At 74.9% G+C, this 19,932-nt stretch carries 15 protein-coding genes; 6 read left to right on the top strand and 9 right to left on the bottom strand.

Going from position 1 to position 19,932, the window contains the following annotated elements; translation table 11 throughout:
- Positions 1–10 precede the first annotated feature (10 nt).
- From MWM08_RS18150 to MWM08_RS18140, 3 genes are all read right to left on the bottom strand, one after another.
- Positions 11–4,015 (bottom strand): chromosome segregation SMC family protein, encoded by a 4,005-nt coding sequence (locus MWM08_RS18150; protein ID WP_480461669.1) that lies wholly within the window; start codon positions 4,013–4,015, stop codon positions 11–13.
- An 86-nt stretch (positions 4,016–4,101) separates the two neighbouring features.
- Positions 4,102–4,737, bottom strand: a complete 636-nt coding sequence (locus MWM08_RS18145) for a thioredoxin domain-containing protein (protein ID WP_244407909.1) — start codon at positions 4,735–4,737, stop codon at positions 4,102–4,104.
- An 89-nt stretch (positions 4,738–4,826) separates the two neighbouring features.
- Positions 4,827–5,294 (bottom strand): DUF721 domain-containing protein, encoded by a 468-nt coding sequence (locus MWM08_RS18140; RefSeq protein ID WP_244407908.1) that lies wholly within the window; start codon positions 5,292–5,294, stop codon positions 4,827–4,829.
- 5 nt (positions 5,295–5,299) lie between these two features.
- On the opposite strand from MWM08_RS18140, the gene MWM08_RS18135 reads away from it, so the two are divergent.
- Positions 5,300–6,343 (top strand): A/G-specific adenine glycosylase, encoded by a 1,044-nt coding sequence (locus MWM08_RS18135; protein WP_244407907.1) that lies wholly within the window; start codon positions 5,300–5,302, stop codon positions 6,341–6,343.
- Complete coding sequence (locus tag MWM08_RS18130; protein ID WP_244407906.1) at positions 6,340–8,295, top strand: glycosyltransferase family 87 protein; 1,956 nt, start codon at positions 6,340–6,342, stop codon at positions 8,293–8,295. Before MWM08_RS18135 ends, MWM08_RS18130 begins: the two co-directional genes overlap by 4 nt.
- 106 nt (positions 8,296–8,401) lie before the next feature.
- Here MWM08_RS18130 and MWM08_RS18125 read toward each other — a convergent pair whose 3' ends face one another.
- Together MWM08_RS18125 and MWM08_RS18120 are read right to left on the bottom strand one after the other, a co-directional pair.
- Positions 8,402–9,487: a site-specific DNA-methyltransferase gene (locus MWM08_RS18125; protein ID WP_244407905.1), complete on the bottom strand. Its 1,086-nt coding sequence runs from the start codon at positions 9,485–9,487 to the stop codon at positions 8,402–8,404.
- A 279-nt stretch (positions 9,488–9,766) separates the two neighbouring features.
- On the bottom strand, positions 9,767–10,381 hold the full coding sequence (locus tag MWM08_RS18120; protein ID WP_244407904.1) for a ribonuclease HII: 615 nt from the start codon (positions 10,379–10,381) through the stop codon (positions 9,767–9,769).
- A 116-nt stretch (positions 10,382–10,497) separates the two neighbouring features.
- On the opposite strand from MWM08_RS18120, the gene MWM08_RS18115 reads away from it, so the two are divergent.
- Positions 10,498–11,559 (top strand): NAD(P)H-dependent flavin oxidoreductase, encoded by a 1,062-nt coding sequence (locus MWM08_RS18115; RefSeq protein WP_244407903.1) that lies wholly within the window; start codon positions 10,498–10,500, stop codon positions 11,557–11,559.
- Between the two features lie 43 nt (positions 11,560–11,602).
- Here the strand turns inward: MWM08_RS18115 and MWM08_RS18110 are convergent, their stop codons facing one another.
- The 4 genes from MWM08_RS18110 to MWM08_RS18095 all read right to left on the bottom strand — a co-directional run bounded on the left by MWM08_RS18110 (position 11,603) and on the right by MWM08_RS18095 (position 16,500).
- Positions 11,603–12,823 (bottom strand): MFS transporter, encoded by a 1,221-nt coding sequence (locus MWM08_RS18110; protein WP_244407902.1) that lies wholly within the window; start codon positions 12,821–12,823, stop codon positions 11,603–11,605.
- Positions 12,824–12,953: 130 nt separating this feature from the next.
- Positions 12,954–13,670, bottom strand: coding sequence for an ArsR/SmtB family transcription factor (locus tag MWM08_RS18105; protein ID WP_244407901.1), 717 nt, complete (start codon positions 13,668–13,670; stop codon positions 12,954–12,956).
- Positions 13,671–13,829: 159 nt separating this feature from the next.
- A complete protein-coding gene (locus MWM08_RS18100) occupies positions 13,830–14,993 on the bottom strand; it encodes a pyridoxal phosphate-dependent aminotransferase (RefSeq protein ID WP_244407900.1) in 1,164 nt (387 codons plus the stop codon).
- A 127-nt stretch (positions 14,994–15,120) separates the two neighbouring features.
- On the bottom strand, positions 15,121–16,500 hold the full coding sequence (locus MWM08_RS18095) for a gamma-glutamyltransferase (protein WP_244407899.1): 1,380 nt from the start codon (positions 16,498–16,500) through the stop codon (positions 15,121–15,123).
- Between the two features lie 303 nt (positions 16,501–16,803).
- Here MWM08_RS18095 and MWM08_RS18090 point away from each other — a divergent pair, with 303 nt between their 5' ends.
- The 3 genes from MWM08_RS18090 to MWM08_RS18080 all read left to right on the top strand — a co-directional run bounded on the left by MWM08_RS18090 (position 16,804) and on the right by MWM08_RS18080 (position 19,908).
- Complete coding sequence (locus MWM08_RS18090; protein ID WP_244407898.1) at positions 16,804–17,538, top strand: DsbA family protein; 735 nt, start codon at positions 16,804–16,806, stop codon at positions 17,536–17,538.
- On the top strand, positions 17,535–18,353 hold the full coding sequence (locus MWM08_RS18085) for an MBL fold metallo-hydrolase (protein WP_244407897.1): 819 nt from the start codon (positions 17,535–17,537) through the stop codon (positions 18,351–18,353). The genes MWM08_RS18090 and MWM08_RS18085 overlap by 4 nt, the downstream gene beginning before the upstream one ends.
- 121 nt (positions 18,354–18,474) lie before the next feature.
- Positions 18,475–19,908, top strand: a complete 1,434-nt coding sequence (locus tag MWM08_RS18080; RefSeq protein ID WP_244407896.1) for a Hint domain-containing protein — start codon at positions 18,475–18,477, stop codon at positions 19,906–19,908.
- Positions 19,909–19,932 lie beyond the last annotated feature (24 nt).

Here is a 19,932-nt window from a genome sequence, read left to right as displayed (position 1 = left end):
GTGACGCGGGTCAGGCCGCGACCGGCGCCTCCGCCATCTCGACCGCTTGGCCGAGATCCACGCTCAGCAGCCGCGAAACGCCGCGTTCCTGCATGGTCACGCCATACAGACGGTGCATCCGCGCCATGGTCAGCGGATGGTGCGTCACAACCAGGAACCGCGTGCCGCTCTCGGCCGCCATTGCGTCCAGCAGGTCGCACAGGCGTTCAACATTGGCGTCGTCCAGCGGCGCATCCACCTCGTCCAGCACACACACGGGCGCGGGCTGGCAGCGGAACACCGCGAAGATCAGCGACAGCGCCGTCAACGCCTGCTCGCCGCCCGACAGCAGCGACAGCGTCGCGAGCTTCTTGCCTGGCGGCTCGGCATAGATCTCGAGCCCCGCCTCGAGCGGATCATCCGACCCGACCAGCGCCAGATGCGCGCGCCCGCCACCGAACAGCTTCGTGAACAGCGACCGGAATTCGGCATCGACGCGGTCGAACACCTCGCGCAGGCGTTCGCGTCCCTCCCGGTTCAGATGCCCGATCGACCCGCGCAGCTTGGCGATCGCCGCCTGCACCTCGTCGCGGTCGCCGGTGATCTGGCCGACGCGCTCCTCGATCTCCGCGACCTCGATCTCGGCGCGCAGATTGACCGGGCCCATCTCCTCGCGTTCGCGCGCCAGGCGCTCGACCTTGCGGCGCGCCTTGTCCTCGGCCGCGTCGGTCAACTCATCCGGCGCCTCCGGCAATTCCGCATCCTCGCCGAGCCGCTCCGCGATCCGCGCCGCCACCGCCTCGCCCGCGGTCCCGGCGGCCTCGGCGGCAGCTTCGGCGCGCACCTGGCTCTCGCGCGCCGTGGCGAAGGCGGCGTCGATCCGGCGGCGGGCATCGGCGGTGTCGCGCAGCCGCGCCTCGGCCTGCGCCAGGGCGGCGGCGGCGGCGGCATGGGTGGCTTCGGATTCCGCCAGCATCGCGGCTGCACCGCGCAGCCGCGCCCCGGCATCCTCCGGCGCTTCGGCCAGCGCATCGCGTTCGGTCTGCGCCTCATTGCCGCGGCGGCGCAGGTCGATCACGCGGGCTTCCGCATCCTCGCCGCGCGTGGTCCACAGCGCGGCTTCCTCGCCCACCGCGACCCGGCGGGCGGCGACGCGCGTGCCCTCGGCCTCCAGCGCGGCGATGTCGCTGCGCGCCGTCACTTCCGCGGCGCGCGCGGCGGCGAGCGCATCGCGCGCGGCGGCCACGGCGGCGCGCAGCGCATCGAGGTCGGGCAGCGCGGATTCTTGCGCCACCGCCTCGGCCAATGCCGCATCGGCCTCCGCGCATTCGGCGGCGAGCCGCGCCAACTGTGGTTCCAGCGCCGCGAGTCGGCTGTCGGCCTCCGCGGCGCGGGTCGCCAGCGTCGATTCATGCTGGCGCGCGCCGCGCGCGGTGTGTTCGGCCGCGCGGCGGGCCTCGCGGGCGGCGTGTTCCGCAGCCTGGGCGCGGCTTTCGGCGGCGCTCGCTTCCTCCGCCGCGCGGCGCAAGGAAGGCAGGTCGGGCAGCGCAGCCTCGGCAGCCCAGGCGGCATCCTTGGCGGCCTCCGCCTCCGCGCGATCGGCCGCGAGCCGTTCGAGCTGCGGCGCGATCGCCGCCAGCCGGCTTTCGGCCCGGGCGTGCCGGGCGGCCAGCGCGCCATCGGCCTGCCGCGCCTCGTTCAGCCGGCCTTCGGCGGCGGCGCGTGAATCGCGGGCGGCAGCCTCGGCGCTGCGCGCCTCATCCTCGCGCCCTGCGGCGGCGGCGCGGTTCGCCTCGGCGGCGGCGGCCTCGGCCTCGGCGCGGTCCAGGCGCCCCTCGGCGGCGCGCAGGGCATTGCGCTGCGCAAGCCGCACCGCGCCCGGCGTCGGCGCGCCGGCGCGCGCGGTGTGGCCATCCCAGCGCCACAGCGCGCCATCTTCGGTGACCAGGGACTGGCCGGGGCGCAATGCCGCCTGCATCGCTGCGCCATCCGCACCCTTCGGCAGCAGGCCGATCTGCGACAGCGCGCGGGCGAGGGCGGCCGGTGCCTCCACCAGCCGCGACAGCGGCACTGCGCCATCCGGCAGCGCCGCCGAGCCATCGAGCGGCGGCAGCACGCGCCAGAAGCGCGGCCCGCCCTCGTCGGACGGGCTTTCCAGCGCCTCGCCCAGCGCGGCGCCGAGCGCGGCTTCCAACCCTGCGGGCACGCCGACCTGGTCCAGGATCGGCGCGGCCGCGCCGGGTTCGCGCGCGGTCAGCACCTCGGTCAGCGCGCTCACCTCGGCCTGCGCGCGGGCGCGTTCGCCGGCGGCGGCGGTGGCCGCGCGCGCTGCCTCGGCATGGGCGGCGGCAGCCCAGGCGCGCATCGCCTCGGCCTGGTCGAGCGCCGCGGCGGCCTGCGCCACGGCTTCGGTCGCGGCAGTGAGGGCGGCGGCGGCGGCCTCGCGCTCGGCGGGCGGAATGTGTTCGGCGAGGGCGGCGTCGCGGTCCGCCACCATGGCGGCGTGCTGGGCCGTGATGCGCGCCAGCCGGTCCTCGGCGGCCCGGCGCTCGACCTCGGCGCGGGTGGCGGCGGTGGTGGCCTCGGCGGCGGCGCGGCGGGATTGGGCGTGGCGTTCGCCGGCCTCGGCGCGCGCAGCCTCGGCGGCTTCCAGCGCGGTGCGGGCGGCCTCCAGCGCGGCATCGGCGGCGGTGACCTCGGCGGCGGCTTCGGCGCGCGCCTCGGTAGGGATGCGCGTGCGTGCGGCGGCCTCGTGCTCGGCCAGCAGGCGGGCATGCGCATCCTGTGCGCGGGCCAGCCGGGCCTGCGCGGCGGACCGCGCCTCGGCTGCGGATTGCACGCGCGCGGAGGCCTCGGCGGCCTCGATGGTGGCGGCCTCGGCAGCGGCCTCGGCCGCCTGGGCGGCTTCGGCGGCGGCGCGCAGGGCGACCTGTGCCGCCTCGCGGCGCGCCGGCAGCGACCCTTCCACCGCCGCCAGCGCCTCGGCCTCCGCTGCTAGGCGTTCGCGCGCGGTATCGGCGTCGCGCAGCACGCCCTCGGCATGGGACAGGTCGCGCCGGAGCTGCGCGAGGCGCGCTTCGGCTGCCTCCAGTGCCTCGCGCGCGCGGCGCTCCTCGGCTTCCAGGCCCTCCGCCTCGACGCGCCGGCGCTCGAGCGCGGTGCGCGCGGCGGCCTCGGCGGTGCGTGGGGCGGGGATGGCCTGCTCGGCCTCGAAGGCGGCGATGGCGGCGGCCTCGGCCTCGGCTTCCGCCGCGCGGACCGCGGTGCGCGCGCTCGCCAACTGTTCGTCGGCGGCGCGCCGCGCGGCATCGGCCCGCGCTGCCAGGATCGCCAGCCATTCCCCTTCCGCCTGGCGCACCAGCCCGGACAGGTTGCGATACCGGTTGGCCTGGCGCGCCTGGCGCTGCAGCCCCTGGCGCTGGGTGTCGAGCTGCCCGAGCAGATCCTCGGCGCGCGAAAGATTCGTCTCGGCCTGGCGCAGCTTCAGCTCCGCCTCGTGCTTGCGGGCGCGCAGCCCGGCGATGCCGGCGGCCTCCTCCAGCACCTGGCGGCGGTCCTCCGGCTTGGCCTGGATCAGCGTCGAGACCCGCCCCTGGCTGACCATCGCGGAAGCCCGCGCCCCGGAGCCGATATCGGCGAACATGGTCTGCACGTCGCGCGCGCGGACCTCCTTGCCGTTCACCCGAAAATTCGATCCCTCGCCGCGATTGATGCGGCGGATGATCTCGAGCTCCGGCTGGTCGTGGTTGGGTGGCGGCGCCAGCCCCTCGGCATCCTCCAGGCTGAGCATCACCTCGGCCAGGTTGCGCCCCGGGCGCGTCGCGGTGCCGGCGAAGATGACGTCGTCCATCTCCCCGCCGCGCATCGCCTTGGCCGAGGTCTCGCCCATCGCCCAGCGCAGGGCTTCCACCACGTTGGACTTGCCGCAGCCATTGGGCCCGACGATGCCGGTCAGGCCCGGGCGGACCTCGACCACGGTGGCCTCGGCGAAGGACTTGAAGCCGGCGATGCGGATGCGCGCGAGCGTCGCGCGCACCGAGGCGATGCGCTGCGCCTCGCTGCGCGGCGCGCCATCCTCCTCCTCGGGGCCGGGCGGGGCGGGCGGCGGGGCGCCGTCATCCGTCACGGGGTGGCCGCCTCGCGCGCGAAGCGGTCGAAGGGGATGTTACCGCCGACCACGCGCCGGTTGAACACGAAGGTGGGGGTCGCCTGGATGCGGTATTCCTGCTCGCCCTTCTGGCGCTCGACCAGGATGGCGCGGGCCAGGTCCACATCGGTCCAGGCGGCCTCGAAGGCGGCGCCCGACATGCCGGCGACGGCGGCGATCTTGCCGATCTCGGCCTTGTGATCCACGCCGCGGGCATAGGCCCAGCGGTCCTGGGTCGCGAACAGCGCGGTCAGGAAGGCCTCGTAGCGATCGGGCGGGAAGGACCGGGCCACCACCGCCGCGCCCAGCGCCACCTGGTCGAGCGGGAAGTCCCGCCAGACCAGCCGGATCTTGCCGGTGTCGATCAGTTCGGCCTTCACGCGGGGATAGGTTTCCCGGTGGAAGGCGCCGCAATGCGAGCAGGTGAGCGAGAAGAACTCCTGCACCACCATCGGCGCATCGGCGCTGCCGATCGATCGCTCGGTCAGCCGCTGGTCCACCGCCGGCGCCGGGATCGGCGCGTCGCTCGGCGCCGGAGCGGCGGTCTGCGCGACGGCACGGCCGGCCATGAGCGACCCCCCGGCGGCAAGAATTGTGCGACGGTCGAACATAGGGCGCGATCTCCTTCGGTTCCGGCCGCAGGTCAGGCGCGGCCGGCACGGATATGGGGGCTGCCGGGCGATATGGGACTCGGGCCGCGCTACCCCCTGTTCCGATAGACGCCGCGGGCCAATCTTGCCAGCGCCTCCCGCAGTTCCGGGGATTCGATGCCCGCCAGCGCCGATTCGACGCGCTCCGGCAGGGCCGCCGGGGCCGGGCGGGGCGCCATGCGGGGCGCGCCGGACCCCGGGGTGCGCTGGACGAATCGGAAGCGTTCCACCGCGACGCGCCCGAGCCCGGCATTGATCCGCTGCGCGAGTTGCGGCGCCAAGTGCTGCATTTCCATCGCCACGGGGCCGGAACAGGCAAGCGTCAGCGTGCCCGAGGTCAGCCGCACCGGCTGCGACACGGCGGCCAGCGCCGGCCCCACCAGCGCCGGCCAATCCGCCATGATCTGTGCCCCCGCAGGAGACTTGCGCTTGAAGGCCGGGCGTGTAAGCGCTGGCACAAGGGCGCCGAGTGGCCTCGGCCCGCCCAGGAACCGCCGATCCCCGTCATCCCGTGCCATCCGCCATGCCCTCCGCCGCCGACCTGCTTGCCTGGTACGACCGGCACCGTCGCATCCTGCCCTGGCGCGCCGCCCCCGGCGAGCCGCGCGACCCCTACCGCATCTGGCTGTCGGAGGTGATGCTTCAGCAGACCACCGTGGCCGCCGTCGGCCCCCGCTATGCTCGCTTCCTGGCCCGCTTCCCGACCGTGCAGGCGCTGGCGGCGGCGGACTGGGCCGAGGTTGCGGAGGAATGGGCGGGCCTCGGCTACTATGCGCGGGCGCGGAACCTGCACGCCTGCGCGCAGGCTGTCGCGGCTTCCGGCGGTTTCCCGTGCAACATTCCGGCCCTGGCGGCCTTGCCGGGCATCGGCCCCTACACGGCGGCGGCGGTGGGGGCGATCGCCTTCGACGCGCCCGTGGTGCCGGTCGATGGCAATGTCGAACGCGTGGTGGCGCGGCTGCACGCCGTGGCGGACCCGCTGCCGGGTGCGAAGCCCCGCCTGACCGCCCTCGCCGGCGCCTTCATGCAGGATGCCGATGCCCGCGCACGCCCGGGCGACTTCGCCCAGGCGCTGTTCGACCTGGGCGCGACCATCTGCACCCCGCGCAGCCCGGCCTGCGCGCTGTGCCCCTGGCAGGCCGGCTGCGCAGCGCGGCGCGCGGGCATCGCCGCCGAACTGCCGCGCAAGGCGCCCAAGCCCGCGCGCCCGCTGCGCCACGGCGCGCATTTCCTGCTGCACGATGGTGCCGGTCGCGTGCTGCTGCGCCGCCGCCCCGCGAAGGGGCTGCTGGGCGGCATGCTGGAAGTGCCCGGCACGCCCTGGCGCGACACTCGGTGGGAGAACGCCGAGGCGTTCGCCCATGCGCCCGCCGCCGCCCCATGGCACCCGCTGCCGGGCCTCGCCCGCCACGGCTTCACGCATTTCGAGCTCGAGATGGTGCTGTTCATGGCCATCCTCCCTGCCACGGCCGCCCGCCCCGAGGGCGAATGGCAGGACCCGCCCGCTGCCCGCGCCGCGGTGCCATCGGTGATGCGCCGGCTGCTCGACCTCGCGGGCGTGGCATGACCTGGCTGCGGGACGCGCCCTGGCTGACGGCCGAGCGCGCGCGGCTGTATCTGCTGGCCTATGCGGTCTGCGCCATCGCGCTGCTGGCCGAGATGGCGGCGATCCTGGCCGGCTGGCGCGACACCCCGCCGGCCGATGCGGATTTCCTGAGCTTCCAGGCGGCCGCCCGCCTCGCACTGGCCGGCGACCCCGCCCTGGCCTGGGACCGCGCCGCGCATGCCGCGGCGCAGACCGCCTTGCAGGGCACGCCGGGGCGCTACTTCGCCTTCTTCTACCCGCCGACCTTCCTGCTGATCTGCCTGCCCTTAGGGCTACTGCCGCTGCTGCCGGCCTTCGTTGCCTGGGTCACGGCGACCGGGGCGGCCTGCCTGGCAGCCCTTCGCGGGTGGTTCCCCGGGGCGGGGTGGCCGGCGCTGCTGGCCGCGGCGCTGTCGCCCGCGGCCGTGCTGAATGCGACCCATGGGCAGAATGCCTTCCTGTCGGCTGCGCTGCTGGCGGTGGCGGGGCTGTCCTTGGACCGGCGCGCCGGCCTCGCGGGCATCGCGCTGGCGAGCCTGGCCTTCAAGCCGCAGCTCGGCCTGCTGGTGATCCCGGCGCTGGTCGCCGCGCGGCGCTGGAAGGTGCTGGGGGCGGCGATGCTGGCGGGCCTGGCGTGGGTCGTCGCGGCATGGCTCGCCTTCGGGCTGGATGCCTGGCTTGCCTTCGTCGATCGGCTGCCAGCGGCGGGTCAGGCGCTGGCGGATGGCTCGCTCGCGGTGTGGAAGCTGCAGAGCGTGCAGGCGATGGTGCGCAGCCTCGGCGCGGCCTGGGCGGTGGCGCAGGGGCTGCAGGCCATCGCCGCGCTGGCCGCGGTGGCGGTGGTGGTGCTGGCGGCGCGGCGGCGGCCGGGCGGGATGCCCGAGGTTGCGCTGGTCGCGGCCGCGGCCCCGCTGGCGACCCCGTTCGTGCTGTCCTACGACCTCGTGCTGCTGCTGCTGCCGACGGCGTGGGTCCTGGCCGAGGCGCGCCGGGACGGCTTCCGCGCCTGGGAAAAGACGGGCCTGCTGGCCGCCTGGCTGCTGCCGGGCCTGTCGATCGGGATTGGCAGCGCGACCGGGGTGACGATCGGCGCGGTCGCGCCCGCGATCCTGGTTGCGCTGGTGTTGCGCCGGCTGCGCGCGGGATGGGGCGTTGCCCAGACAGCTCGCGCCCCCCCTACCGCAAGTGTCCTGGGCGGGGGGCGGCGGACCTCGGCCGCCCGACTGGGCTTCGACGCCGCGCGCGGTTCAGCGCCCCGTGCGGGCGGACACCAGCACGAAGGCGCCCGCGCAGACCAGCACGACCAGCGCCCCGCCGACGATCAGCATGACCGATTGCTGCAACACTGCCACCGCCGGCACCGACACGCCGAGCACCGCGCCCACCGCCATGATCCGCCAGGACCCGGCATGCACGCCGGCCACGAATGTGCCCAGCCCGAGCAGCAGCAGCAGGCCGATCTCGGTCGCGTTGTCGTTCACCACGCCGCGCACGGATGGCGCGAACAGCAGCAGCATCGCCATCAGGAAGGCCGCCCAGTGCAGGGCCTGGGTGCGCACCAGGCGTATCCGCCCGCCGGTGGTGGCCGAACCGGACCAGCCGGCCACGATGCAAAGAAGCCCGAAGATCGGCGTCAGGATCTTCCAGTAGAGCAGGTTCGGCTGCTCGGCTCCGCCCACCCACGCCACGCCGAAGAAGCCGGCGACCAGCATCGCCATGTAGGGCGCTTCCGACAGCAGGATGCGGCCCCAGGACCGGCCGGTGGGCGCCGGCACGGGCGCGGGCGGCGGTGCGGCGGGGGCGTCGTCGAATTCGCGCGCCAGGTCCAGTTCACGTGCCGAGGGCGCCCCGGCGCGGGGTTCGGGCGCGGTGCCTCCGGTGACCGTCTCGCTCATGCCCTGGTCTCCTGCGTGGGTGTCCGCTGGGGAGCGTAGCGGAGCCGGTGGGGGTGTGTCGCGGGGCGGCGCGCAGGGCATCGCGTGGCACGGTGCGCGCGACCCGTCGCGCCATGCCGGGCCGGCCGGCAGCGCACGCCGCGCCTCACATCTGCCGCAGCACGTCCTCGCGCAGCTCGTCGATCACGCGCAGCCGGCCGTCGCGCTGCTCGATGTGCCAGAACAGCCAGCCATTGCACGACGGTGCCTCCTGCACGGCGGCGCCGACCTTGTGGATCGACCCGGTGGCGTGCCCGCAGCGCAGCGTGCCGTCGGCGCCGACCACCGCCTGCCAGCGCTTCTGCCGGTCGAACAGCTGCGTGCCGGCCGGAACCAGGCCGCGCTCCACCAGCGTGCCGAAGGGGATGCGCGGCTGTTCCTTCTTGGAGGGCAGCGCGGCCGCGGCCTCCTCCGGCGCGGGTTCCACGCCGGCAACCCGCGCGCGCGCGGCCTCGGCATAGGTCGTGTCGCGCTCGATCCCGATGAAGCGGCGGCCCAGGCGCTTGGCCACCGCCGCCGTGGTGCCGGAGCCCAGGAACGGGTCCAGGATCACCTCGCCTGGCGCGGTGCAGGCCAGGATCACGCGGTGCAGCAGCGCCTCGGGCTTCTGGGTCGGGTGCAGCTTGGCTCCGGCATCGTCGCGCAGGCGTTCGCCGCCGGTGCATAGCGGGATCAGCCAGTCGCTGCGCATCTGCAAATCGTCGTTCAGCGCCTTCATGGCCGCGTAGTTGAAGCGGTAGCGCGATTCGGGGCCACGCGCGGCCCAGACCAGCGTCTCATGCGCGTTGGTGAAGCGTCGGCCGCGGAAATTCGGCATCGGGTTCGACTTGCGCCAGATGACGTCGTTCAGGATCCAGTAGCCCTGGTCCTGCAGTGCCGTGCCGAGGCGAAACACGTTGTGGTAGGCGCCCATCACCCAGATGGTGCCATCCTTGCGCAGCACGCGGCGGCATTCGGTCAGCCATTCGCGCGTGAAGGCGTCGTAGGCGCCGAGGTCCGCGAAGCGGTCCCAGTCGTCGTCCACGCCATCCACCAGCGAATCATCCGGCCGCCGCAGCGTGCCCTTGAGCTGCAGGTTGTAGGGCGGGTCGGCGAAGATGGCGTGCACGCTGGCCGGCGGCAGGTGCTTCAGCCACGCGATGCAGTCCCCGACCAGCACCTGGTCGAGCGGCAGATCGATCTGCGTGCCCAAGCGTTGAACCCCATCCCCGCGAATGCCGCAGAATCGCTTGTGCGACTCGGTAGGTCAAGAATTGGCTTGCCGCAGCGGCCGGCGCGCCCATCCGCGCGCCTGGCTTGCGCGCCATGCACACCCGCAACGCTGCGCGATCCGGTTGGCCTTGCCCTCGATTGGCGGGCCTTCGCGTCACGCGCGGGCACACCCCACGCCGCTGATGGTCCGGGCGCGATCGCGCCGTGCACTCCCGAACGGGCGCAGGGCCTCGATCCGCCGGGCGCGAGGCGCGCGTGCTCAGCGGAACAGATCGTCGACCGGGCCGAAGCCGCGCCGGTGATGCGGCGTCGGACCAAGCCGCGCCAGGGCATCCCGATGCGCCGCGGTGGGGTACCCGGCATGCCGCGCGAAGCCATAGCCGGGCCAGCGCGGATCGAGCCGCGCCATTGCCCGATCCCGCACCACCTTGGCCAGGATCGACGCCGCCGCGATCGACAGTGACAACCCATCCCCGCCCACGAGGCAGCGCACCTGGCACGACAGCGCCGGGCCCCGGTTGCCATCCACCAGCGCGAGGTCGGGCACCTGCCGCAGCCGCGCCACCGCGCGCACCATCGCGAGATGCGTCGCGCGCAGGATGTTCAATCGGCCGATCTCGTCGACCGAGGCGGCGCCCACGGCGCACTCCAACAAACCGTCCCGTGCCGCCTGGCGCAGGGCGGCGAAGGCGGCCTCGCGCCGGCCTGCCGTGAGCCGCTTGGAATCGTCAATCAACGCCGCCAGCGCGCTGGGCGGAGCGTGCAGGAACACCACCGCCGCGGCCACCACCGGGCCGGCGAGCGGCCCACGCCCGGCCTCGTCGATCCCGGCGACGCGGCCCTGCTGCTGCGATTCGATGGCGAAGTCGGGCATGGCGCGCATCCTATCCGTGCCCATGCGCGGCGCCAGTGCGGGCCGCACCTCGCGCTACGGCCACGCCGCGCGCATAGTCGACACCCGCCGCCGAGCCGAGGAAAGCCAGCCGCACCATGAGCGCCCCTGCCGCCCGCGCCCGCGCCGCCGCGTTCTGTGCGCGCTTCGGGCTGCGCCTGCCGATCCTGCTGGCACCCATGGCGGGTGTCGCCGCACCCGCCTTGTCCGCCGCTGTGGCGAATGCCGGCGGCATGGGCGCGCATGGCGCGCTGATGACGACGCCGGGCGGCATCCTGGACTGGGCGCGCAACTTCCGTGCGCAGTCGAACGGCGCGTTCCAGATGAACATCTGGATCCCCGACCCACCGCCGCGGCGCGATGCGGCGCGCGAAGCGGCGATGGCCGAATTCCTGGCCGGCTACGGGCCGAAGCCCGCGATCCCCGACGGCCCCTTGCTGCCCGACTTCGCAGCGCAATGCGTTGCTATCCTCGAGGCGGGACCCGCCGTGGTCTCGTCGATCATGGGTGTCTTTCCGCCCGATTTCGTCGCCGCGGCGAAGGCGCGTGGCATCGCTTGGTTTGCCTGTGCGACCACGCTGGCCGAGGCGCGCGCCGCGGTGGCCGCCGGCGCCGACGCCATCGTGGCGCAGGGCGCCGAGGCCGGTGGGCATCGTGGCGCCTTCGACGCCACGGCGGCGGAGGCGCAACTCACGGGAAGCCTCGCGCTCATTCCGCGCCTTGCGGATACGCTCGACGTGCCGGTTGTCGCGACCGGGGGCATTGCCGATGCGCGCGGCGTCGCGGCGGCGCTCACCCTCGGCGCCAGCGCGGTGCAGGTCGGCACCGGCTTCCTGCGATGCCCCGAGGCCGCGATCGCGCCGGCCTGGGCGGAGGCGATCGCGGCCGCAGAGCCCGAGGGCACGATGCTGACGCGCATCTTCTCCGGCCGGCTCGGGCGCGGCATCGCCAACGCCGTGGTGCGCGCGCCCGCGCCGCCTGCGGCACCCTATCCGGTGCAGCGCGCGCTGTTTGCGCCGGTGCGCGCCGCGGCCGAGGCAGCGGGCGATCCGGCAGCGATGCAGATGTGGGCGGGGCAGGGTGCTCCGCTGGCGCAGGCACAGCCCGCCGCCGAGCTCACGGCAAGGCTCTGGGCCGAAGCGCAGGCGCTGCTACCTTAGGCGGAGCGGAGCGTCGCGCGCCGGTGCGCGGGCGGCCGCCGCGCTACCGCGCCGCCCCGCGCGGCAGCGCCAGCCACCCCACAACACCCGCCAGCAGCGCCATGCCCAGCACGCCGAAGCCGGCCCGGTACGCCGCCTCCGGCCGCGCGGCCCCGACCTCCGGGAACAGCCCCACCACCGCGCCCACCAGCATCGGAAGCAGCGCCGAGCCCAGCACCTGCGCCAGGTTCACCGTGGTTGCCCCGCGCCCGACCAAATGGTCGGGGAACAGGCTGCGCGCCTCGGCCACCACCAGGACCGGATAGGCGGAGAAAAGCACCAGCAGCACCAGCAGCAGCACCGCCCCGCCCAGCGGCGCCCCCGGCCAAGCCGCCAGCCCGCCCAGCATCGCCGCCGACAGCAGCGCCCCCGCCGTGACGATCCGACGCCGTGGCGCGAAGCGGCGTTCGAGCGGCCCGACCGCCAGCAGCCCCGCCGGCATCGCCACGCCCATCGCCGCCAGCACCCAGCCGCGCCCCGCCGCATCCAGCCCATGCACATCGGCCAGATACGGCCCGGCCCAGAGCCCCAAAACCGTCGCTGCGGCCGCATAGGCCACCAGGTGCATCGACAGCACGCGCGGCAGCCCCGGCAGGCGCCAGATCGAGACCTGGCCGACCAGCGCCTCGCGCAGCGTCTCGGCCTTGCGGGGCGGGGGCGGGCGGTCGGGTGGGTCGTCGCGTACCAGGCGCCACCACACCATCCCGCAGGCCGCCGTCAGCAGCGCGGACGCGCCCAGCGCCCCACGCCACCCCACCAACCCCGCCAGCGCCGCCAGCGGCGCCCCCGCCAGCAGGATGCCGAGTTGCGACAGTGCAAACACCCGCGACAGCGCCAGCGTCATCGCCGCGCCCGAGTACCAGCGCGCACACAGCACCACCGCCGCCATGAACGACGCCGCGCTGCCCAACCCGACCAGGAAACGCGCCGCCAGCAGCGTGGTGCCGTCGGTCGCGAAGGCCTGGCAGGCCGCGCCGAGCACCGCGATCCCGGTCAGCGCGCCCACCGTGCGACGCGGCCCGGCACGGTCCAGCGCGATGCCGACCGGCACCTGCGCCACCAGCAGCGCGGCAAAGAACATCCCGTTCGCCGCCCCCAGCACGGCCGGGCTCAGCGCGAGGTCGGCCGAAAGGTCCGGCGCCACCACGCCGAGCGCGGCGCGGTGGAACTGCGAAAGCCCCGTCATCGCGGCGATCGCCGCCATCATCGCGACCGCGGCTGTCATCGGGCGGCTGTCGACGTGGCGCGCCGGCGTTGGCGACGGGAGGTGCGCCGAGGCGGCGGGATGGCCGTGCTCAGCCGCCGCGCAAGCGCACCCGCCAGGGCGCCGGCGCCATTTCGGAGCGCGCGCCGTCTCACCGCAGCGCGATCCCGAGGCCCTCATGCAGCCCGCGTGCGCCCTCCGGCGTCAGGGACAGGCGGCGGCGAGCCAGGATGTCGCCCTCGCCCGTGGCGGCGAGGCGGCGCAGCCAGCCGCGCTCCATCCAGGCGCTTGCCATCTCGCGCCCCAGCCCGCCGGCGAGGTGCGGGCGGCGTTCGCTCCAGTCCATGCAGTCGCAGGCGAAATGCCGCGCGGCGGCGGCGCGCTCGATGTCGACCCCGGTCGCGGCAAGGCGCTCGCGCCCTTCGGCCGAGGCATCCCATCCACCCGCAGCCGGCGTCAGCCAGCCCTGACCGGTCAGGCGCTGATGCACTGCCACGCCGAGCCGTCCGGCCAGGTGGTTCCAGCACAGCCTGGCCTCGCGCGCCGCCTCGCTATGCTTCCATTGCCGCGTGGGCGACGCGAGGCGGGCGGCCAACCCGCCCAGCGCCTCGATGGCCGCGGCGACTTCCTCGGAGGCCAAGCGGTAGTAGCGGTGGCGCCCCTGGGCATGGACCGCCAGCAGCCCGCCATCGGCCAGGCGCACCAGATGGCCGCTGGCCGTCGCGGCTGCCACGCCGCCGATGCGCCCCAATTCGCCCGCGGTCAGCGCCTGCCCACCCATCAGCGCGGCGAGCATGCGTGCGCGCGACGGGTCGGCCATCAACGCGGCGGTGGCGGCGAGCGGGCCGGGGGCGGTGGGGTCGGTCACGGCGCGAGGCTAGCGTGCTTCACGCCGCGACGCTTCGGCGCCGGGCGAAGCGCGCCCGGGCGCAGCATCCGGGCGATCCGGCGCGGGGTTACGCCGCCCGCTGTTCGTCGCCGGGGCATCGCGGCGCGTCCTGATGATGCCGTCCGGCCGCCGCCCTGCCTACGGTCGCAGCCAGGCAGCGAGCCGACCGGGTGCGACCGCCATGTCGCCCTCGGTCCCGCAGTAGGAGAAGCGCAGGAAGCGGCTGCCGCGATCGCGGTCGAAGTCGAGCCCGGTGGTGGCCGCGATCCCCGCCTGGTCAAGCATCCGGGCGCAGAATTCGGCGCTGTCGTTGGTCAGGTGACCCACGTCGCACCACAGGTAGAAGGCGCCGTCTGCGGCGGCGATGTTGGTGAAGCCGGCGCGTGGCAGGCCCTCCAGCAGCGCGGCCCGGCTGCGGGCATAGGCGGCCTTGTTGGCTTCCAGTTCGTCGGTGCAGTCCATCGCTGCCTCGGCCGCCACCTGGGCGATGTGCGGCGCGCTGATGAACATGTTCTGCGCCAGGCATTCGACCGGGCGGACCAGGTCCTCGGGCAACAGCAGCCAGCCGACGCGCCAGCCGGTCATGGACCAGTATTTCGAGAAGGAATTCACCACCACGGCGCTGTCGCTGAACCCCGCGGCGGTGCTCTCGGCCACCGTGCCCCAGGTCAGGCCGTGATAGATCTCGTCGCTCACCAGCCGCACGCCGTTCGCGTGGCACCAGCGCGCGATCGCGGCGAGGTCTTCGGGCGCCAGCATGGTGCCCGCCGGGTTGCACGGGCTGGCCACGATCAAACCCTGCGGGCGCGGGTCCATCCGTTCCAGCATGGCGATGGTCGGCTGGAATCGCGTGGTGGCATCGCAGGGCAGCAGCACCGGCGTCATGCCGAGCGCGGTCAGGATATTCGCATAGGGCGGGTAGAAGGGCGCGGCCATCGCCACGCGGTCGCCGGGGTCGAAGGCCGCCAGGAAGGCCAGCGGAAACGCGCCCGAGGCGCCCACCGTCACCGCGATGCGGGCCGGGTCCACGGTCGTGCCGTAGCGATCCTGGTAGTGCCGGGCGATGCGCGCGCGCAGCGAAGGCAGGCCGAAGGCTTCCGTATAGCCCATGGGCGCCCCTGCCTGCAGCGCGCGGATTGCGGCCTCGGCCGCGCCGCGCGGGGCGCCGGTGCCGGGCTGGCCGACCTCCATGCGGATGATGCCGGGCGCGCCGGGCGGCAGGGATGCCGCGCGGGCATTGGCCGCGGCGATCACGTCCATCACCAGAAAGGGCGGGGCGCTGCCGGCGCGGCCGACCTTCATCGCGGCCCCGCGCCGGCGCGTGTGGGGCGCTTGCGTCGGTTGCGTGTGGCGGCGCGCCATAAGCAGCGGCGTGTCCGCGCACCGGCAGCTTCCTCGCGCGTCACCGCGCGGCCGACACTCTCGCGCGTCACCGCGCGAAGCTGCCAATCGCAACACCGCCGCCGCGCGGGTCCGCCCCGCCGGTGCAGGTGGCCGTGCTGCCCGGCGCATAGCCGGGGCACGAGATCACCAGACCGCGCCCGGGCTGCGGGATGGCCGTGAAGGCATCCGCCATCGGCGTGCGCCGCAAGGCCGCCGCCATCGCCCCGGCCGCCGCGGCGCCGGCCTCCTGCTGGCCCGTCCCGGCGCTGGCCGCGCGGAAGCCGCGCAGATCCCCGCGCGTGGCAACGGCCACCGCCAGCGGCGCCGGCGAAACACTGCCCGACGGCGCCGCCGCCAGCAGGATGCCGATCTCCGGCAGCACGCGTCCGGTGCCGAACAGGTTGTTCATGGTGAAGGCGCAGGCCACCGCATTGCCTTGCGGGTCGACCGTGACGAGCCCGGCCTGCGCGCCAACCGGCGCGCCGCCCGCCGCCGGCAGCGAACCACCAAGTGCCGCCTGGAAGGCCCCCGCCGTGCCCGCCCCCGCATCGCCCGAGGCCGGCAGGAAATGCACCAGGTCGGCGCCCGCCACCACGCGCACCGCCTGTGTCGCGTCGGCGCGCCCGGCGCGCAGGTCCGCCTCGGTCAGGCCGCCGCCGGCCAGCAGCGAGGCCTCGGCCACGCGCTGCGACAGCGGACCCTGGTACAATTCGCCCACCCCGCCGTTGCGCAGCTGCGCCAGCGTCGCGCCGAGGTCGAGTTGCGTCATCCGTTCGCCGGCGCGCAGCGGCCCGCCGCCCGGGCTGCCAAAGACGCGCCGGGCATTCGGGTCGGTCAGCAGCGGCGCTGCCACCACCGCCAGGTCGTCGGCGAAGGCGCGGCTGATCTCGGTGCCCTGGCGCGCCAGGTCCTCGGCCGGGCGGACCAGCTGTTCGAAGCGCAGGCGCCCGCCGCGGGTGTGCAGCAGGAACAGCCCGCGCGCCATCATCGGCACCGCGGCCGGTCGGTCGGTGCCCGGCGGCAATTCGGTGCGCGCGCCGGCCGGGAAGACCACCGCCTCCACCTCGCGCCGGCCGGCGCTGTAAACCAGGCAGGCGCCGCCGCCGCCCAGGCCGGCGCGCGAGGGCAGCGTGACCGCCATCGTGAAGGCGCCCGCCACCGCCGCATCCACCGCCGACCCGCCGGAGGACAGGATCTCGCGCGCCACGATCGCCGCGCGGGGTTCGTCGGCCGCCACGCCGCCCAGGAAGCCGGTCACGTTGCCCGGCGTGCCGAGCGGCACCGAGGGCGCCCCGCCGAAGGAGGGCACCATGGAACCGAGGCTCGAACACCCGGGCAGCAAGGCGGCCAGCAGCAGCGCCAGGCGCCGCGATGCGCGCCCGTGCCTGGCGATGCCGTCCGTGCCGCGAATGGTGGTGGTCGTCATGGCCCGGCTCCCGGCCTCCCCTGATGCGCAGCCCGCCCCGCGGGCGGTTCGATGCGGTGCGGCCGATGGAAGCCGCGGCCCCGGCCAATGCCCCCTTGGTCAGGCCCGTCGCTTCCGATCCGCATGCCGCGGCTGTTCCGCCCCGGCCATAGACGCCTTCGCCCCGACCGGCAACCGGCAGCTGCCTGGGGTGTTGAGCACAGCCGCCGCAGCCCCCATTCTGGGTCACGGCGTCGGCCGGGCAGGCCTGTCGCCTGCGCGGATCCGCGCGACCATCGGGCGCCATCGCGCCGGGAGAAGCCCTTGCGACGTTCCTTCCTGCTGGCCGCCGCCGGCGCCGTGTTCGCCGGGCGCGCGATGGCGCAGTCCTTCAGCGATGCGCAGCGCGAGGAGATTGTGGGCATCCTGCGGGAGGCGCTGCGGCGCGACCCGTCCATCCTGCGCGATGCCTTCGCCGCCATCCAGGCCGCCGAGGAGCGTGAGCGGACCGAGGCCCAGCGGGTCGGCATCGCGCAGCACCGCGCCGCGCTGTTCGACACCGCCGCCGACCCGATCCGCGGCAACCCGCGCGGCGATGTCAGCATCGTCGAGTTCTTCGACGTCCGCTGCCCCTACTGCAAGCGCCTGCACGAGGACATGGAGCAACTGGTCAGCCGCGACCGGAACGTCCGTGTCGTGCTGAAGGACATCCCGATCCTGGGTCCGCAGAGCGTCTTCGCGGCTCGCGCGCTGCTGGCCGCGCAGCGCCAGGGCAAATACTCCGAGCTGCACGATGCGCTGATGCGCAACCGCGGCGAGGCGACCGAGGCGGCGATCCGCGCCGAGGCGCAACGCGCCGGCCTCGATGTGCCGCGCCTGCTGCGCGAGATGGACGACCCGGCCATCCAGCGCCGGCTCGAGGCCAACCTCGCACTCTCCCGCGCCCTGCAGATCGACGGCACGCCGGCGATCGTGGTGGGTGACACGCTGATCACCGGCGCGCTGCCCCTGGCGCAGCTCGAACGCCTGGTCGCCGAGCAGCGACAGCGGCCGCGATGAGCACCGCCTTCATCTGCGCCACCTGCGGCACGCAGCACGCGCCCGCCGCCGCCCCGCCATCCTCCTGCGCGATCTGCGAGGACCCGCGGCAATGGGTGCCGGCCGCGGGCCAGCAATGGACCACGATGGACGCGCTGGCCCGCCGCCACGCGATCGGTTGGCGGGAGGTGGCGCCCGACCTGCTCGGCTGCGGCATGTTCCCCGATTTCGGCATCGCCCAGCGCGCGCTGCTGGTGCGCACGCCCGCCGGCAACGTCCTGTGGGACTGCGTCGCGCTGCTCGACCCCGCGACTGTCGCGATCGTGAAGGCGCTGGGGGGCATCAGCGCCATCGCCATCAGCCATCCGCACTACTACGCGTCGATGGTGGAATGGGCGCGCGCCTTCGACTGCCCGGTCCTGCTGCACGCCGCCGACCGTCGCTGGGTGATGCGCCCCGATCCCGCGATCCGCTTCTGGGAGGGCGAGGCGCACGGCGTGCTGCCGGGCGTGACGCTGCACCGCCTGGGTGGGCACTATGCCGGCGGAACGATCCTGCACTGGGCGGCCGGGCAGGGGGCGATCCTCACCGGGGACATCGCCTCGGTCACGCCGGACCGGCGGCATGTATCCTTCATGTGGTCCTTCCCGAACTGGGTGCCGCTGCCTGCGGCCGAGGTTGCGCGCATGGGCGCGGTGCTGGAGGGCCTCGACTACGATGCGGTCTACGGCGCCTGGTGGGACCGGGTGATCCCGGCCGGCGGCAAGGCCGCGGTGCGGACGAGCGTCGAGCGCTATATCCAGGCCGTGGCCGGGCCGGGGCCGCTCACGGAATAATGCCCCGGCGGCGTTGGCGCTTTCGTGAGGAAGCCGTGCTAGGGATGCTGCCGCAGGGCCCTGTCGGTGCTGCGCGGACCATCGTCCGGGCGCTGGCCGCGGGTCCGGGCAAGGGAGTGGCATGAGCGGCTGGATTTCTGGCGGGCCCGGACCTGGCGACGACACCTATGTGGGTGGCGCGGGGGACGACACGCCCGCCACCGGCCAGGCCGGCGCGGATTCGATGCTCGGCCTCGAGGGCAACGACTACCTGCGCGGCGCGGACGACAACGACACGCTGGTCGGCGGTGCCGGCGCCGACACGCTGCGCGGCGACGGCGGCGACGACAGCCTCGAGGGCGGCGCGGACGGCGACTCGCTGTCCGGGGGCAACGGCGCGGACATGCTGCGCGGCGGCGACGGCGACGATACGCTGGCCGGCGGCACGGGGGCCGATACGCTCGATGGCGGGGGCGGGGTCAATACGCTCGACTACCGCGCCTCGCCCGGCGGGGTCACGATCGACCTGGGCACCGGCAGCGCGGCTGGGGGGCAGGCGACCGCGGATTCGCTGGTCGCGGGCAGTTTCCGCAACGTGCTGGGCAGCACCGACAGCGCCAACCGGCTGACCGGCGACGGGCAGGACAACCTGCTGGTGGGCGGCGATGTCGCCGACACGCTGTCGGGCGGGGAGGGCGCCGACACGCTGCGCGGCGGCGCGGGCAATGATTCCGTCCAGGGCGGCGGCGGCGCCGACCGGGTGGTCTGGCGCAGCGGCGACGGGCGCGACACCATCGACCTCGGCAGCGGCGTCGACACGCTCGACCTTGAGGGCTGGAACGCCGCCGACACCGCCAACGACGCCTGGAGCGTGTCGGTCGCGGGCACCACCGCGACCTTCACCGGCAGTGCCGGCCTGGGCAGCCCGGTCCTCACGATTCTGAACTACGACCCCGCCGACAGCGTGGTGTGCTTCGTCGAGGGCACGCTGATCCTGACCCCCGCCGGGGAGGTGCCGGTCGAACGCCTGCGCGCCGGCGACCTGGTGGTCACCCCGCGCGGGGCCGCGCCGGTCGCGCCGCTGGCCTGGGTCGGACGGCTCGAGGTGGACCTGGCGCGGCAGCGCTTCCGCGAGGCCGCCGCCCCGGTGCTGGTGAAGGCCGGCGCGCTGGCCGAGGGCGTGCCCTTCCGCGACCTGCATGTCAGCCCGAACCACGCGCTGTTCATCGACGGCCACCTGGTGCCCGCGCGCCTGCTGGTGAACGGCCTGACCATCATCCACCAGCGCTGGTGGCGCGAGGTGACCTACCATCACCTCGAACTCGACCGGCACAGCCTGCTGGTGAGCGACGGCGCGCTGACCGAGAGCTACCTCGACGACGGCAACCGCTACCTGTTCGAAGTGCCGGGCATCGTGCCGCTGGCGCCGGATTTCGCGACCAACCGCCCGGAGGCGCGTCCCGAAGTGCAGCCCTGCGCCCCGCTGCTGGCCGAGGGCGAGGCCGCGCTGCAGGCCATCCGCATGCGCCTCGGCACCCGGGCCGGTCACCTGCAGGCGCGCCGCCGGCCGTTCTGAAGGCCTGCCCCGAACCCTGCCGCC

This window comes from Roseomonas fluvialis, from assembly GCF_022846615.1.
Classification (GTDB): Bacteria; Pseudomonadota; Alphaproteobacteria; order Acetobacterales; family Acetobacteraceae; genus Neoroseomonas; species Neoroseomonas fluvialis.
Note: the sequence above shows the minus strand (reverse complement) of the source record. Positions and strands in the feature narration are given on the sequence as shown.

Bases quoted from the DNA above. Each gene is read 5' to 3' on its own strand.
- MWM08_RS18145 (WP_244407909.1), bottom strand. From the start codon at position 4,737: ATGTTCGACCGTCGCACAATTCTTGCCGCCGGGGGGTCGCTCATGGCC.
- MWM08_RS18140 (WP_244407908.1), bottom strand. From the start codon at position 5,294: ATGGCACGGGATGACGGGGATCGGCGGTTCCTGGGCGGGCCGAGGCCA.
- MWM08_RS18135 (WP_244407907.1), top strand. From the start codon at position 5,300: ATGCCCTCCGCCGCCGACCTGCTTGCCTGGTACGACCGGCACCGTCGC.
- MWM08_RS18130 (WP_244407906.1), top strand. From the start codon at position 6,340: ATGACCTGGCTGCGGGACGCGCCCTGGCTGACGGCCGAGCGCGCGCGG.
- MWM08_RS18120 (WP_244407904.1), bottom strand. From the start codon at position 10,381: ATGCCCGACTTCGCCATCGAATCGCAGCAGCAGGGCCGCGTCGCCGGG.
- MWM08_RS18115 (WP_244407903.1), top strand. From the start codon at position 10,498: ATGAGCGCCCCTGCCGCCCGCGCCCGCGCCGCCGCGTTCTGTGCGCGC.
- MWM08_RS18110 (WP_244407902.1), bottom strand. From the start codon at position 12,823: ATGACAGCCGCGGTCGCGATGATGGCGGCGATCGCCGCGATGACGGGG.
- MWM08_RS18100 (WP_244407900.1), bottom strand. From the start codon at position 14,993: ATGAAGGTCGGCCGCGCCGGCAGCGCCCCGCCCTTTCTGGTGATGGAC.
- MWM08_RS18095 (WP_244407899.1), bottom strand. From the start codon at position 16,500: ATGACGACCACCACCATTCGCGGCACGGACGGCATCGCCAGGCACGGG.
- MWM08_RS18085 (WP_244407897.1), top strand. From the start codon at position 17,535: ATGAGCACCGCCTTCATCTGCGCCACCTGCGGCACGCAGCACGCGCCC.
- MWM08_RS18080 (WP_244407896.1), top strand. From the start codon at position 18,475: ATGAGCGGCTGGATTTCTGGCGGGCCCGGACCTGGCGACGACACCTAT.